The organism is Parabacteroides gordonii MS-1 = DSM 23371 (assembly GCF_000969825.1).
In the GTDB taxonomy this organism is placed as follows: Bacteria; Bacteroidota; Bacteroidia; order Bacteroidales; family Tannerellaceae; genus Parabacteroides; species Parabacteroides gordonii.
In genome coordinates, this window is record NZ_KQ033919.1 from 2903566 (window position 1) to 2920129 (window position 16564).

At 43.3% G+C, this 16564-nt stretch carries 8 protein-coding genes; 6 read left to right on the forward strand and 2 right to left on the reverse strand.

The features are described 5' to 3' along the window. The first annotated feature begins 49 nt into the window (after nt 1-49). The 5 genes from HMPREF1536_RS10945 (at nt 50) to HMPREF1536_RS10965 (ending at nt 11091) form a co-directional block, all read left to right on the forward strand. Nucleotides 50-970 (forward strand): FecR family protein, encoded by a 921-nt coding sequence (locus HMPREF1536_RS10945; RefSeq protein WP_028728233.1) that lies wholly within the window; start codon nt 50-52, stop codon nt 968-970. Between the two features lie 233 nt (nt 971-1203). Continuing rightward, complete coding sequence (locus HMPREF1536_RS10950) at nt 1204-4566, forward strand: TonB-dependent receptor (RefSeq protein ID WP_044192508.1); 3363 nt, start codon at nt 1204-1206, stop codon at nt 4564-4566. 22 nt (nt 4567-4588) lie between these two features. After that, entirely contained in the window at nt 4589-6145 is a 1557-nt protein-coding gene (locus tag HMPREF1536_RS10955) for a RagB/SusD family nutrient uptake outer membrane protein (RefSeq protein WP_028728235.1), read from the forward strand. Between the two features lie 88 nt (nt 6146-6233). After that, on the forward strand, nt 6234-8540 hold the full coding sequence (locus tag HMPREF1536_RS10960) for a glycoside hydrolase family 3 N-terminal domain-containing protein (RefSeq protein WP_044192510.1): 2307 nt from the start codon (nt 6234-6236) through the stop codon (nt 8538-8540). 16 nt (nt 8541-8556) lie between these two features. Then, complete coding sequence (locus tag HMPREF1536_RS10965) at nt 8557-11091, forward strand: alpha-L-arabinofuranosidase C-terminal domain-containing protein (RefSeq protein WP_028728237.1); 2535 nt, start codon at nt 8557-8559, stop codon at nt 11089-11091. Between the two features lie 119 nt (nt 11092-11210). Here HMPREF1536_RS10965 and HMPREF1536_RS10970 read toward each other — a convergent pair whose 3' ends face one another. Both HMPREF1536_RS10970 and HMPREF1536_RS10975 read right to left on the reverse strand, forming a co-directional pair. Next, nucleotides 11211-13283, reverse strand: a complete 2073-nt coding sequence (locus HMPREF1536_RS10970; RefSeq protein ID WP_028728238.1) for a glycoside hydrolase family protein — start codon at nt 13281-13283, stop codon at nt 11211-11213. A gap of 130 nt (nt 13284-13413) precedes the next feature. Then, entirely contained in the window at nt 13414-14505 is a 1092-nt protein-coding gene (locus tag HMPREF1536_RS10975) for a GntR family transcriptional regulator (protein ID WP_028728239.1), read from the reverse strand. Between the two features lie 518 nt (nt 14506-15023). On the opposite strand from HMPREF1536_RS10975, the gene HMPREF1536_RS10980 reads away from it, so the two are divergent. Next, nucleotides 15024-16505 carry a glycoside hydrolase family protein gene (locus HMPREF1536_RS10980; RefSeq protein ID WP_028728240.1) on the forward strand — a complete coding sequence of 494 codons (1482 nt, stop codon included), beginning with the start codon at nt 15024-15026 and terminating at the stop codon, nt 16503-16505. Nucleotides 16506-16564: the final 59 nt, after the last annotated feature.

Here is a 16564-nt window from a genome sequence, read left to right on the forward strand (position 1 = left end):
TTGTCGTGATTTTCGTTTTCACGTGTCTCTATTATAAAAAGGTTCGAAAATGGTTGATCATAAAAATACGATAGAACAAATAAAGGCACTCTCCGAAGATATTCTTGAATATCAGTCAGTAGAAGTGAAGAAGGGATATATGCGGATGGACAAGCGGATACAAAAGAAGCAAGCGCGCCACATTTATATGCATGCTGTTTCCCGTGTGGCCGTTATTTTGCTGTTACCGTTGCTGGTTTCGTCGATTGTCTTTTCTTATTTATATATGGAACAGAAAGGAGAACTGGCACAGGTTACCTATAACCAGGTCAGCTCGGCTCCCGGCACAGTCACCCGGTTGGTTTTGCCCGACCAGTCTGTTGTCTGGTTGAACTCGGGCAGTTCGTTAAGTTATCCCTCTGTTTTCAATGCCAAGGAGCGGGATGTAAAACTGTCGGGTGAAGGATATTTTGAAGTTCAGTCGGATCGGAAGCATCCGTTTTACGTTACAACAGATGAAGGGGTCAGAGTCATGGCTTACGGAACTAAATTTAATGTGAATGCTTACGAGGATGAATCCAGTGTAGAGGCTGTTCTGGCAAATGGAAAGATCGACGTGATCAGCCGGGATAAGACTGTTTCCCTGGATCCGGAGAAACAAGCCTTGTTCGATAAAAAAACAGGAGAGTTTACGGTCTCGACCGTGAATCTCGAAGAGAAAATAGGATGGAAAGACGGGCGGTTAGTCTTTAGAAATACCCCGTTGGATGTGGTATTGAAGAGATTGTCCAAACGGTATAATGTAGATATCGTACTGCATAAAAGTAACGATAAGGAATACAGGTATCGCGCAGCGTTTACGACAGAGACGGTAGAGCAGATCCTGAACTATCTGAAGCTGACAACACCTATTGAGTGGACTGTGAAAGGGCTGGAACAGAACAACGACTCTTCCTTTGCCCGGGGACGGATCGATGTGTATCAAAAATAGAAACAAATAATATAATGTTATACTTAAATCAAATATGCCTATGGTGTAGAGAAAGAAATGTACCTTAAAAAAGCAAGAATAAGCGCCAACTTATTCTTGCCCGTGTGAAACATCTTTTGACAGGCGCCAACCTGTCAAAAAAACAATAAATATAAATCATTTACAAAGTTATGAAGTTATTTAAATTACGCAAGGGTAACTATGCCCGATGTTTGCTTAAATCTTTCCGCATTATGAAGTTAAGTGTCGTATTTTCCTTTTTATTGGCTGCTCAGCTATATGCCGGAGTATCCTATTCACAGACAACTTCACTCTCGTTATCTTTGAAAAATGTTACGGTTGAACAAGCGCTCGACCAGATTGAAAAAGAAACAGGTTTCTCTTTCCTTTTCAGAGATAATACCGTGGATGTTAACCGGATTGTCAACCTGAAGGTGAACAGAGGGGATATCAATCATATCTTATCGCAGATATTCAAGAATACGAATGTCGAATATCAGATTGTAGATAAACAGATCATTTTATCTGAAAAAGCGATGACTGCTTCTGTTCAGCAGCAGAACCGTACTATAACGGGTATCGTTACAGACAATCTGGGAGAACCTATTATCGGAGCTAATATCACGATCAAAGGAACAACTATCGGTACGGTTACCGATATCGATGGAAACTTTTCATTGGAAGTTCCGGCTTCGGCTACTATAACTATTTCCTATATCGGTTATTTGACGAAAGATATTCCGGTGGGAAACAATTCCCGGATCGCCGTTAAACTGGCAGAAGATACACAGAACCTGGATGAGGTTGTTGTGGTCGGTTACGGTGTCCAGAAGAAATCAGACCTGACAGGCTCTGTTTCCAATATCAAATCGGAGAAGTTGATGGAACGTCCGGCAACGACTGTCGAACAGGCTTTGGCAGGACGTGTGGCCGGTGTGAACGTATCGACCAACTCAGGTCGCCCCGGTGGACGAACCAGCATACAGATTCGTGGTTATAGCTCTATCAATGCCACCAGTAACCCGCTTTATGTAGTGGATGGTGTCGTATGGGAAGGTGGCGGCCTGGATGCGATCAACCCGAACGATATCGAATCGATCGATGTATTAAAGGATGCTTCTTCTACAGCTATTTACGGTACACGCGGTTCAAACGGTGTTATCATCGTTACGACAAAGAAAGGAAAACTGGGACAAAAGCCGACCATCAGCTATGATGCCAATCTTTCAGTTAGTAAACTGGCCCGCAAAATCGATGTGTTGAATGCGGAAGAGTTTATGAGCGTTTGGGATACCGGTTATAAGAATGCAGAAAAGTTTGACCCGGAGGGATGGAAGTCTGGAAAATACACTTCGTTCAGTCCTGAATATGTTCGCGAACATTATAAAGTTGGCAATACATACGGTAACCGCGAATTGTTCGATGCCAATGGTAAACCTCTGTACGATACGGATTGGCAAGATGAAGCTACCCGTGTAGCGATAAGTCAGAACCATAACCTGTCATTCACCGGAGGTACGGAAAAGACATCTTATGCTGCTTTCCTGAATTATACGGATGATCAGGGTATCCTGAAATCGACTTACAAAAAACGTTTTTCAGGACGTCTTAATCTGGATACGAAGGTTAAAGATTGGTTGAAGGTCGGAACTATGTTGAGCTTCAGTGATATCCGCGAGAGCTTCCAGGATCAGGAACAGGGTTCGGGAAATATTCCCAGAACGATGATCGAAACAACTCCGATCATTCCTGTTAAATGGGCTGACGGAACTTTTGCACGTCCTGCCGATTTTGCCGGTATGGAAGATGCCGATACGCCTGCCAGCCTGGCAAGTGAATTGAAATGGCTGAATAAGAGTGCCGTGTTCAACGGAAACGTATATGCTAATATTACGTTTATGAAAGGGCTCGAATTTAAAACGACTTTAGGTGCTTCCAATACCGATTGGCATGAATTTATCTTTGCTCCGACAACAATCAGCCTGCGTACCGGTATGGGTAAAAACAAGGCGAATGTCAACAGCGAACGCCGTCGTTTCTGGCAATGGGAAAATCACCTGACTTATAGTACCGTTATTGCTGAAGATCACTCGATCAATGCAATGATCGGTGCTGAATACCAGAAATATCACAGATCACGCATGGAACAGACCGGTGCGGATTTATCAGACGATTTTTTCAGCTGGAACAATCTTGGACAGGCAAAAACGCAATCTATCGCTTCCAGTTATCTGGGATGGCAGATGGAATCTTATTTTGCCCGTATCAACTATAACCTGAAAAACCGTTATTTATTGACTGTTACAGGTCGTGTGGACGGTTCTTCCAAATTCGGTAAGAATAACAAGTATGCATTCTTCCCGTCTGCCGCACTGGGATGGCGTGTTATTGATGAAGCATTTATGGAAAACACGAAAGACTGGATGTCTAACCTGAAGCTCCGTTTAAGCTATGGTTTGACAGGTAACTCGGATATCGGGCAGTACCGTTCATTGGCGATGTTAGGTTCGACAACCTATACTTTTGGAGGCGAGAGAGCTCCGGGTATGGTGATCGGAGAGCTGGCAAACCCTGATTTGAAATGGGAAAAGACAGAACAGTGGAACGTCGGTGTCGACATGGGCGTATTGGATAACCGTATCTCTATGGAACTCGATTTCTTCCTGAAAAAGACGAGAGATCTTTTGTATGAAGCTCCGGTTCCTGCAACCAGCGGTAAACGTGCTATGATGTCGAATATCGGTAGCATGGAAAATAAAGGTATAGAACTGACATTGAATACCGTAAACATCAAGACAAACGATTTCCAGTGGTCATCTTCGTTTAATATCTCTTTCCTGAAAAACGAGATTACCCAATTAGGTGTAAATAATGAAGATAAACTGGTTGATCCGGACTTCCTGGGTAAGAATGTTATTCTTCGTGTCGGAGAGCCTGTCGGTTCATTCTGGGGTTATAAGTTGTTAGGAACCTGGGGTACGAATGAAGCGGACGAAGCTGCTAAATATGGCAAGAAACCGGGTGACCTGAAACATGAAGACCTGAATCATGATAACCAGATCAATGATGCTGACAAACAGATCATTGGTCGCGGTACACCTGACTTCTATGGTACATTCAACAACTACCTGCAATATAAGAACTTCGATTTCTCTCTGGAATTGCAGTATTCCGTAGGTGCTGACGTACTGAATAATACCAATCACTCTTCGGAAGACCGTACCAGCATTGCCAACTCCAAAAAGACCGTGCTGAATGCCTGGACAGAAGAAAACCAGAATACTCCGATCGCACAGACTCGTCTGGCCAGTGCCGGATATACTACGCTGATCGACTCGCATAAGGTTGAAAACGGTTCCTTCCTGCGTGGTAAGAATATCTCTATCGGTTATTCTTTACCAACAACGCTGATCAATAAAATTGGCTTCTCCAAACTGCGTGTTTCTTTCTCTGCCCAGAACTTTTTCCTGATCACATCCTATTCCGGATATGATCCTGAAGTTTCTACCTGGGATACCGGATTCTCACAGAATATTCAGTTCTACGATTATCCGAAAGCAAGAAGCTACACCTTCGGTCTTAGTGCAATTTTTTAATTTAACGTAATCAATATCGATCATGAAAAGAACAGTAAAACAATTTTATATATTCGCTTTAAGCGGTTTGCTTTTAGCAGGAGGTACCTCCTGTGAGGATTTTCTTGAAGAAAATCCTAAGACGGACTTTACCCAGGATAGTTATTTTCAGAACATTAATCAGGCAAAGACTGCCGTAGATGGTGCTTATGAACGTTTGAGAGCTTTGCAGGCTTATGACGGTTATGGTGAAGGCCCCTGGGTAACCCTGGAATTATTGTGCGGTCATGCAACTACATTAGGACAGAGTACCTATAACAACGGTTATATCCGCCATACGACAGGAACAAACAGCCCTTCTTTCAAAAATATATGGGAAGGTTTTTATGAAGGGATTGCAGATTGTAATATGTGTATCACGGGTATTCAGAAGGTAAATGGTGATACGAAGAGCCTGATGGGGGAAGTTTATACCTTGCGCGCCCTTTACTATTACTATCTGGTACGTCTGTACGGCGATATACCTTTGATTCTGGAACCTGTAACGTCAGACTCTGAAAATTTGTATCCTGAGCGCTCGACTCAGGAACAGGTATTCGAATCTATCTTGAGCGATTTGAAGGCAGCCGAAGAATCCGGTTTGCCGGAAACCGACCGTACCGGCCGTGTTTCTTTAGGTTTGGTAAAGACAATTATGGCCGATGTCTATCAATATATGGCCGGTGCTCCGTTGAATAAGGGAGCCGAATACTATAAACTGGCTTACGAAAAGGCTAAAGAAGTATTGGACAAATCCTATTGCGTCTCTCCAACCAGTCCGGATTATAACGCAAGCGCAGCCGGAACAGCCTGGTATTCCCTGTTCGACTCGTATGAAAAACTGCATGATGACGATAATAAGAATAAAGGTGAGCTAATCTTCCAGGTACAATATAAGGAAGGTATCACCACCAACCAGATCACATCCATGATCGTTCCGACCATGAAACAGATCATCAAGATCTATGATGAGTTCGGCGCTTTGATGCCTACCTGGGATTTCTATTATTCTTATGAAAAAGGGGATAAGAGAACGGAAGAAAAGGAAATGTTCTTCACCAAAGACGGACACCGTGACGATAAGACCAATATTATCGAGTTCGGTTCTCCGGCCTTGTATAAATATTATGATATAGAAGGTGCGACAAAGACCGGCCAGTGTGATATTAACTTTACTTTATACCGTTTGCCGGAAGTAATGTTCATCTATGCAGAATCTTATACACAGGCAAACGGGGCTCCCGACCAGTTGTCTTACGATATGGTGAATGCTATCCGTAGCCGTGCCAACCTGGCGCCTGTTTCCGGATTGAGCAAAGATGATTTCCTGCAGGCTGTATGGAAAGAACGCGCACATGAGTTGTGTTTCGAAAATAAAGACTATTTCGATATTCAGCGTACCCGTAAAGCTTATAATGTAAAGGCAAACAGCTACGATGCGTATAATAGTTTCGCTAACGAAAGCGGCATTACATTCGACGAGAAATATCTGCTGTGGCCGATACCGTCTACCGAAACAGATACGAATCCGAAATTACTGCCGAACAATCCCGGTTGGTAATCATTCAATGTAAATAATAAAAAGGGTAAAAGTTTTTTGGATGATTTATCAAACAGAGCTTTTGCCCTTTTTTTATAAAGAACAATATATGATCAGAAAAAGTATATGTATTCTTTTGGCAGTCTTTTGCGGACAGGCAGTTTATCCGCAACTGTATAAGGATCCGAAAGCTCCGGTGAAAGATCGTGTCGAAGACCTGCTTGGCCGTATGACACTGGAAGAAAAGGTGGAACAAATGTCGATGACCGGATTGGGTGATTTCCCGCGTTCGCCGGCTGTATACGGTGTTTGCGACAGCCCTTTTGAAAGCCTGGAGAAGATTGTCGAGCAATCGGCGCGTGCCAAACGTCATGCCCGGGAAAATACCCGTTTGGGTATTCCTCCCATCCAGATAGCAGAATGTCTGCACGGTCAACTGGCTTACGGGGCGACCATATTTCCGCAGGCCATAGCTCAGGGGAGCACCTGGAACCCGGAATTGATAGAAGAGATGGCTTCTGTTATTGCCTATGAAGCTTCCGCTTCGGGAGTAGACCAGGCATTATCCCCTCTTTTCGACCTGATCCGCGATGCCCGTTATGGCCGGAATGAAGAGTGCTATGCCGAAGACCCTTATCTGGTAGGCCGGATGGGATCGGCGTTTGTAACCGGTATGCAAGGCAAGCCGGAACAGACCCGTATCGGTATTCCTGCCGGTAAACTGATGTGTACGGCCAAGCATTTCGCCGGATACAGCCAGCCGTGGGCGGGTATCAACCTGGCACCCTCTTCGATCGGTGAACGGGAGATGCGGGCTCTTCATTTGCCTCCTTTTCAGCAAGTAGTAAAAGATGCAAACGTATATGCGGTGATGCCTTCCTATAATGAGGTGGACGGAATGCCTGCCCATGCAAATCATTTTTTGCTGACGCAGGTTCTGCGTGACGAATGGGGTTTCCAGGGATATGTTTTCTCTGATTACGGGGGTGTTTCCCAACTATATAACTTTCATAATGTAGCCAAAGATAAAGCCGAAGCGGCAAAAATGGCAGTAACGGCCGGTGTCGACCTGGAAGCTGCCCGCCCGGATATCTTTACACATCTGGTTCAATTGGTGAAAGACGGGAAAGTCCCGGAATCGCTGATTGATAATTCGGTGCGCCGCATCCTGACTGCTAAGTTTAAGGCCGGCTTGTTTGAGAAACCTTATCCTGATGCAGCTGATATAAAGAAAAGGGTTCATCTTCCGGCTCATATAGCGCTTGCGCAGAAGGTGGCAGAAGAATCCATCATCTTATTGCAAAATGAGAACAATACACTCCCGCTGGAAATCAGCCGGTTGAAAAATATAGCAGTGGTCGGTCCGAATGCGGATCAGGTGCAATACGGTGATTACTCTTATACACGCGATAATAAAACGGGGATAACTGTCCTGGAAGGTATCAGGCAGGCGGTAGGAAATCAGGTGAATGTCCATTATGCCAAAGGCTGCGATATCTCAGGATTGAGTAAAGACGGCTTTCCGGAAGCGGTCAAAGCAGCAGAAAAGAGTGATGCTGTTGTTGTCGTTTTAGGTGGAACCAGTGTGATCCTTTCCGGGTTAGGCTGGGGAAAAGGGCCGGGCGAGAACGAAGTGGGCGATCCGTTTACCTGCGGGGAAGGATATGACCTGACCGATATTAATCCGCTGGGAGTACAGCGTGAACTGGTACAGGCTTTGAAGGAAACCGGGAAACCGATTATTCTGGTTCTCGTGCATGGCCGTCCGTGGAGTATCTCGTGGGAGAAAGAAAATGTCCCGGCGATACTGGAAGCCTGGTATCCGGGTGAAAGGGGAGGTGCGGCGATTGCCAATATCCTGTTCGGTAAAGTGAATCCTTCCGGTCGCCTGAATGCGACGATCCCTCAGTCTGTCGGACATATTCCTGTCTTTTATGATTATAAACCTTCAGCCAAAGGGATCAACTGCGAACCGGGTACAAAAGAAAAGGCCGGACGTGATTATGTGTTTTCATCACCGGCACCTTTATTTCCTTTCGGATTTGGTCTGTCTTATACCACCTTCGGGTATTCCGACATGCAGGTCTCAAAGAAAACTTTCGGTAAAGAAAGCATCGAGGTGTCCGTACAGGTGAAGAACACTGGTGACCGGACGGGAAAGGAAGTCGTGCAACTTTATGTAAATGATAAGGTGAGCAGTGTCACTACCCCGGTAATTGCTTTAAAACGTTTCAAGAAGATAGAACTAAAACCAGGCGAAACTAAACGTGTTACATTCTCAATACCCTATATAGAACTCGGCTTGTGGAATTCCCGGATGGAATATGTTACGGAGCCGGGCGAGTTTGAATTTATGTTTGCAAAGTCGGCGGAAGATATACAATGCCGGCAAACCGTAGAATATGTAGATAATTAAATCAATTTTGAATACAATGAAAAATAAATGGAATAAAAGACAAGGTTGGTTGGCAGGGCTCTCGTTGTGTCTGTCGATGGTTGCTTGTACTAAGTCGGATCAGATTATTATCGATGTCGCACAGGAAGGAGCAGAGGTGCCCTCTTCGTTGTATGGTGTGTTCTTTGAGGAAATCACTCATTCCGGCGATGGAGGATTATATGCGGAAATGGTTGTAAACCGTGGATTTGAAGATGGTAACCTGCCTTCCGGAACCACTTACAAGGATGGATACGCAGTGGCTAAAAGCTTGCCTTGCTATTCGAATGACTCGATCAATAATTTCAAGGTAAAATGGCAGGATGATAAGGCGATGAATGGCTGGCAGGTGGTTTGTGCGGCCGGTCAGCCTGTTTATAAGATTGTCGATAACCAACCCCTGCATCCGGCTACGCCCCATGCGTTGCAGTTGGAACTGGGTAAGTCGGCAGGAGACATACAGGTTATTAACAACGGCTACTGGAATATGGCTCTTACCGAAGGGAGTTCTTATAAACTGGCTTTTCACCTGAAAGCTGATGCAGCCAGCAATGAAGAGGTAACTGTTTCTCTGATCGATGAAAACGAACAGCCGGCAGCTTCGCAAAGCTTTAAGATCACGAAGGATAACCAATGGCATAAATATGAAGGCGCACTTGTGTCTGCTTCGACAGGAAACAAATACCGCCTGGCACTTACCTTTAAGAATAAAGGGAACGTGTACTTGGATTATGTCTCTTTGTTCCCGGAAGAAACATTTATGAACCGTCCGAACGGTATGCGGAAAGATGTAGCCGAAACATTGGCTGATCTTCATCCAGCCTTTATCCGTTGGCCGGGTGGTTGTATTGTGGAAGGTCTGACTATGGAAAACCGGATCAAATGGAAAGAAACGATCGGTGATCCTGTGACCCGTCCGGGTGAATATAATCTCTGGGGTTACCGGAGTACGTATGGTTTCGGATACCATGAATTCCTACAGTTCTGCGAGGACGTGCATGCCGACGGTATGTTCGTTTGCAACGCCGGTATGTCCTGCCTGTTCCGTAACGGGGATTTCTATGATGATAACCAGGTGGACGGACTGATCCAGGAAGCATTGGATGCTATTGAATATGCGATTGGCGATGCAGATACTTACTGGGGAAAGAAAAGGGTGGAGAATGGACATCCGGCTCCTTTCCCTCTGAAATATGTTGAGATAGGAAACGAGAACATCGGTTCCCGCTATGCGGCCAACTACAAACGTTTCTATGCCGCCATCAAAGAGAAATATCCTCAGATCACACCGATCTGTGCCTTGATGTTCAGTCCGTATCTGAAAGAAGCCGGCCCTATCGGCATTATCGACCCGCATTACTATGAGACAGCCGACTGGTTCTATCGTAACGGGGATCTGTATGATAAACTTCCGGCGGATTATCCCTATAAGATCTATGTGGGAGAATATGCCGCTACCGGACGTTCTTCTTTATATTCTTCGCTGGCTGAAGCCGCTTACCTGACCGGCGTGGAACGCAATGCCGATAAAGTGCAGCTGGTTTCTTACGCTCCTCTGCTGGAGAATGCAGACGGTCATGGTCGTAATCACCTGATCGTTTTAAAGAATGACTCGGTATATGGCCGTACCAACTATCATATTTTGAAAATGTTCTCCGAGAACCGTCCGGACGTCAATCTGAAAACACAGGTTCTTCCTGCCGAAACACAACCTGTTTTCCAGACACAAGGAATTGTTGGTATCGGAACCTGCAATACGGTAGCCGAATTCAAAGACTTTAAAGTGACTCAGGATGGCAAAACCTTCTATTCGACAGACTGGAACGATCTGGCTTCCGCATGGACTGCCTCACAAGGTGAATGGAAGGTGGATAACGGAGTTTTGAAACAGTCGAAGGTAGAAGGCGACTCTTATCTCTGGTTGAATGGAAAAGAGCTTGGCGATTGCACGATCGAGTTAAAAGCACGGAAGATCGAAGGACGCGAAGGTTTCCGTATCTTCTTCGGTTCCAAAGGGGAGGAACAGTATTATATGGCCGATATCGGTAGCCATACGAACGAGTCTGTAATCTTTGGTGAAAGGAATGCAGCCGGGAATGTTTCCCTGTTCGATTACCGTAATTCAACGAGCGTGCATACGGATCACTGGTATGATGTTCGTGTTGAAGTGAAAGGGAACCATTGGAAATGCTATCTGGATAACCAGCTGGAGTATGAATATACGTATCAACCGGTGATCCGTCATTATGCGGTTTCAGGATATGATAAGGCTACTAACGAAATCGTGATCAAATTGGTGAATGGAGAGAATACGCCCTGGAGTGCTTCCATCAATCTGGCAAATGTAAAATCAATACAACCGGAAGGGACGCAGATCACCTTAGGCTCCGTAAATCCGGATGCAGAAAACAGCTTTACCGATCCGGAAAAAGTAGTTCCGGTAGAAACAAAACTGAAAGGCCTGAATTCTTCTTTCGAAATGGTTTGTCAGCCTAATTCATTTACGATCCTTAGGGTTCCTTGCGAACGCTAATAACAATAAGAATACTCGCTGGCGGAATTAATTTAGTTCATATTTTCTTATATAATGAACCTTCTTTAATTCCGCCGGGAGTATATTTTGAAACCTGCATGAGATTTCAATGAGCATCATTAATATTTGAGAGATGCTATTTTTACATTTTTAATTCCGGTTTGTTCTGAGCGAAGAAGTAATTTCTCTACTTTTAAACCCGGACGGAAAGATATCATGGTACGTTGGCCGGCAATTTCCGTATCTATTTGTGAACCGCCAAATTTGTCCTCATATTTAACAATCATACGAACTGTAAATGGTTTGTCGGTATCGATCAGGTTTTCAATGGCATAATCACGCGCCTGGTTTGGATAACCTCCTTCACGTAATGTTTTTTCTGCTTCTGAGAATTTCTGAAGATTACCTTTCCCATACTGTGCTTTCTTCTCTTTGGGGCTAACCTGGATTTCACAGGCGTGATCGTTTTCGTCGGCACCGAGAAGTAAAGTTCCGAGTTTCCCGGACAGGTCATCTCCTGGCTCTACATCGAATGTCAGCATAAATGAGGGGTTTTCAACACTAAAGGAAGATGGCTCCATTATTTCTTTAGCCAGAGTTTTTGCCTTTTGAGTGGCTGGAATAATTTCTTCCATCCATTTTGTTCCGATACGGCCGTCAGGGTAATGGATCATTTCATGAATGTTTAATGTCCCGCCCCAGTTAACCATAGGAATCCAACCAGCCATCAAGAAGCGTCCGCCAGCAATTTCTGTAATGGCCGGTACACACATCCCGTTATAAAAATCCAGTCCTTGTTTGACTACATCCGTATATTTATCCTCACCGGCATTGGATGGTTTTGACCATAAGCCGGTAAATCCACCGATTACATAATCAAAATTTCCCCAGCGGAAAAAGAATGTGCAATCACCTCCCGGAGGAAATCCGGGATTGACAGACCACCAACCACCATCGATTGAGCCGGACTCCCAGGTTCCTTTGGCTCCATAGTTGGCCAACATACGTAAACGTCCTTCCGGATCGGTGTACACACTAGGGTTTTCGCATGGGTGGAATAATATATGTGTCTTTTTGAAGTTGCTTATACCATCCTGGCTGATAGAGTAGGTCGAACCGGCAGGGAATCCGGATAGCGTATCGTAACGGAAGGAGCCTGTTGCACCATGTTCATTATAGTAATCCCATAACTGTGGTAAGGTTGTCTTCTCTTTTGGATAAATACGGGTCGTATGAAGGCCGTAGCTGATACAAAGTTTATCGTTAAAAACAAAAGGTGTACCTGTACCTAATGTTTCCCATTGTTCTTCAATAGGTGTGGCTGCATCATGTTCTGTCCATGTCTTGAAGTCGGTTGTTGAGATATGCTCGAAATAATGGCCTCCCCGGCCGAATTTGCTGGCATGTCCGCGTCTGTCATACAAATAAAATACATGATAACGTCCCTGATAGAAGAAGGTTGCTACATCGCCCACCCAGGAATTATGGCCTTCTGGTGTCCAGTATTGGATTTCCGGTGAGGTGCGTGGTGTATCTAAATTTGTTTTTTGAGGTTCAATTCCCGGAAAATATATTTCCGCTTTTGAAACAAGAGAAGGATCTATTTCCCAGGTCGTTTGTTCTCCCCATTGCGGATAACCTAAAGGAAAGTCATTATCCAGGAGTTCATTGTCGACGTATATAGTCCATCGAACCCCTGAAAAATGAAGGACGATTTCATGTTCTCCTTCAGGCTTATCCAGCATTGCCAACGGAATACCGACCGACATATAACGGGCTTCTTCCGGTTGAACCGGTAAATGGAGCAGAAGGGAAGCCTCCAATACAGGTACGGAACCATCAGCCATAGGGTAGGCCGGATAGTTTTGTTGTTTGCGGTCTTCCGGATCGTTTTGATATGTATTTACTTCCAATACGCCCGGAATTGTAAGTAACGATTTTTTTGAAGCGACTTTTTTCAGGTCGGTCTGCAGTTTAATAGTGAAACTACTACTATCCCCCGGTGATGTAAAATTACCTTTTGCATTCTGTTGTGTGAGGGTATTTAGTGGAGCTTCCCGGGTTGTAAAACTCCAGGGAGAAGATCGGAGCTCTAGCTGAACCGGCTTTTGTGTTTCAGTACAGCCGACACTAATAATACTGCTGATAATTAGTATGATTGCGGCAAACGAAGTAATAAGTTTTGTATTCATTTTTCCAGAAATTTAAGTGTAACAATTACCTGTCACAATCTTTTCAAAGACTGTGACTGTTAGAATTAATAATTTGTAATTTCTGATGCCTGATGTAAATCAAAAGGATCAGAATGTAATTTGTATAATATTAGAGAAATTGACTGGATTCACGAATCACTATTTCTCCTGTCAGGTTTGCTGTAATGGGAATGTGGTTGTTATCTTTTAATCTCCGCATCAATAACTCGATGCTGATGTTGGCAATCTCCACACATGGTTGCCTGTAAGATGTCAATGAATGTTTGAGATGCTTGGAATATTTCATGTCATCATACGCACACATCAGAATATCCGATGATATTTTGATGCCTAAAGCATCCAAGGAAGACATGAGCACTGCTGCAGTGGAATCATTGGCACATACAATGCCTGTTTTCCCGGGAACGATCTCCATTTGTCTGACAAAGTCCAGATCTTCCGGATTTCCACAAAAAATATTATTCTCCGTAAATGAATACTGATGTTTAAGGACTGTTTCACGAACACCGGAAAGGCGTAAGTCTACAGAACTGGCCGAATCAGGACGATAGAAAAAATGAAGTTTATTGCAGCCCTGATCGATCAGATGTTTTGCCATGATACAACCGGCACTGAAGTTATCCAGGCATACCACATCGAATTCACTTCGTTCGGGAAAAGTCAGAATATCCCTGTCAATAAGTATCAAAGGTATATTGGCTTCCCGTATAGCGGCACAGATTTTTAAATTCAAATTGTATGCATCCGGTACTCTTTCCAGTGGGGAAAAGAAAATGCCATCTACCTTTTTATTTATGTAACTCTCACAGCATGTTTCAATAAGCGTTTTTCTGATTTCCGCGCTACTTGCTGTTGCACCTTCCCAAAGACAATTGAATCTTCCGATTTCGGATTGCTTCAAAAGCTGGTCATTGATGATGGAGAATATTTCCGACTCACCTGCTCCGGGTAGAAGTAGGCCAAATGTATAGGTTGTATTTTTACATTGGTATATAACGACTGTACCGAGCCCTTTCGTTTTTTTTATAAAACCTTCTTCCTGTAACTGATTATATACTTTAGCGATGGTTGGCCTGGAAACAGAATATTTTTGAGCGAGCGTCTGTTCCGTAGGCAACATAGACCCCGGAGGAAATGCTTCTTTGAGTATTTGATCTTTTAATGTATTGTAAATAACCTTGTAGCTTATTTTAGATTCCATAAGGGTAATTTTAAAGTGATGTGCAAATGTAATTATTATTTGCAAATAGTTTGCATTTATAAGTGACAAATGTGAAGTTTTTTTTCTGTGGATGCATTTGTAATGTAAAATATAATTCTTGACAGATGTAACTTGTTCTTCTCGAAATGTTAAAGTGGGGAGTATCGATGTTTACATTTGAAGAATGTAATATTTGTAGGATATAAAATTTTATCTCTAAGTGTATATTGATGTCTATGCTTTGATATACAGCTTATTATATTCTTTCCTGTTTTGAAGTTTGTCTAGTGGTTTATATTCTTGGTTACTCTCGTATGTGCATTGCGTATGAGAGTAAATGTAATAAATATGATAAATTAAAATACGCTAAAATGTAAATTGTTCTTTGTTTGTTATGATCTGATCTCTATATTTGCAACGGGAGACAAGGGATGTTTTGTTAGCTAAATGTAATATGACTATCATACTGCTTTGTTATTTACTTTATAACTAATGTATAAAAATTAAATCATACTCAAATGAAAAAAGGACTTTTAGCAACTTTTCTATTAGTTACGATATCTTCTTTTGCACAGGTTGTAAAAGATTATAATCCGGCCATTCAGCGTACTACCCATATGCAATATTTTAAACCGGTAGAAGAACATCTGTTTTCCGGTGATTGTATGCCTTATTATCATAATGGAACATTCTATTTGTACTGGCTGTTGGACGAAGGGCATCATGCAGGTCTTGGTGGTTTGGGAGGTCATCAGTGGGCATTGAGCACTACAACTGATTTGATAAACTGGAAACACTATCCGGTTGCTTTAGGTATTGAAAACGAGGAATGGGAAAAGTCTATCTGTACAGGATCGGTAATTGCGGAAGGTGATAAATTCTATGCATTTTATGCAACGCGTGTGAAGGAAAACGAGAGAGTACATGAACAACTGAGTTATGCAATAAGTACGGATGGCGGATATACTTATCAAAAGCAGGAACCCAATCCGTTCTATTATGCTCCGGAAGAATGTATAAGCCGCGATTTTAGAGACCCGAAAGTCTTTAAGGATGAAAACGGTCTTTTCCATTTGTTCATTCCCGGTAATTTGAAAGAGCCCTCTCTAGACGGTTTTGGCGGATATCTGGTGCATCTTACTTCAACTGACCTGAAAAACTGGAAGGAAGTGGAATCTCCGTTGAAAGGACAACGCGGAACTCCCGAATGCGCGGATTATTTTAAGTGGAACGATTGGTATTATTTATTATACAGTATTGGTGGCCACACCTATTATCTGATGTCCAAAGATACGTATGGCCCCTGGATATATCCGGAATCACAGGCCTTGATTGAATATTTTGGAAGTGTCTATAAAACAGCCGGTTTTAAAGACGGACGCCGTATTGCAGTGGCCTATTCTCCCTGCCGTAAGGATGATAAAGATAACGGGGATAGGATTTGGGGTGGTACTATTTTACTCAGGGAAGTGTATCAGGAGCCGGATGGAACCTTGGCTACCAAATTTTTAAAAGAAGTTTTACCGGCTATGCACCCGATAGCGACTCCTGCCATACAAATATCTTCACCTGCAAATATTGTTTCCGTATCCAATGGGAATATAACAATGAATGCTTCGGGCGATATCGGCGTAGCTTCTCTTCCTGACCTTCCGGATAATTACCGCATTTCGATGAAGATAGAACCTAAAGGAAATTATGAAGAGTTAGGTTTGTTTTTGCGTGCAACAGACGGTCGGAAGAATGGTTACCGTTTGGAGTTAAATCCGGACAATCAAACAGTTTTAATGCATAACACATCCATTCATGGTGTAGAAGGGTTGGATGAACCTATCTTGCTTGATGTGATTGTGAACGGAGAATTTTTTGATGTGTCTATAAATAACAAACGATGTGTGCTTAATCGTTTGCCAGAGCAAAAGGGGAAAAACCTCTTCTTCTATGTGAAAAACGGTAATGCCGTTATCCGTGATATACAAATTAAGGAAATTAAAAATTAGTGTTTATGGTTTTAAATTAGAAACTTCTACTTCTTTCCATTAGGGTTTTAGACCCGGAA

Bases quoted from the DNA above. Each gene is read 5' to 3' on its own strand.
- HMPREF1536_RS10975 (WP_028728239.1), bottom strand. From the start codon at position 14,505: ATGGAATCTAAAATAAGCTACAAGGTTATTTACAATACATTAAAAGAT.
- HMPREF1536_RS10960 (WP_044192510.1), top strand. From the start codon at position 6,234: ATGATCAGAAAAAGTATATGTATTCTTTTGGCAGTCTTTTGCGGACAG.
- HMPREF1536_RS10970 (WP_028728238.1), bottom strand. From the start codon at position 13,283: ATGAATACAAAACTTATTACTTCGTTTGCCGCAATCATACTAATTATC.
- HMPREF1536_RS10945 (WP_028728233.1), top strand. From the start codon at position 50: ATGGTTGATCATAAAAATACGATAGAACAAATAAAGGCACTCTCCGAA.
- HMPREF1536_RS10965 (WP_028728237.1), top strand. From the start codon at position 8,557: ATGAAAAATAAATGGAATAAAAGACAAGGTTGGTTGGCAGGGCTCTCG.
- HMPREF1536_RS10955 (WP_028728235.1), top strand. From the start codon at position 4,589: ATGAAAAGAACAGTAAAACAATTTTATATATTCGCTTTAAGCGGTTTG.
- HMPREF1536_RS10950 (WP_044192508.1), top strand. From the start codon at position 1,204: ATGAAGTTAAGTGTCGTATTTTCCTTTTTATTGGCTGCTCAGCTATAT.
- HMPREF1536_RS10980 (WP_028728240.1), top strand. From the start codon at position 15,024: ATGAAAAAAGGACTTTTAGCAACTTTTCTATTAGTTACGATATCTTCT.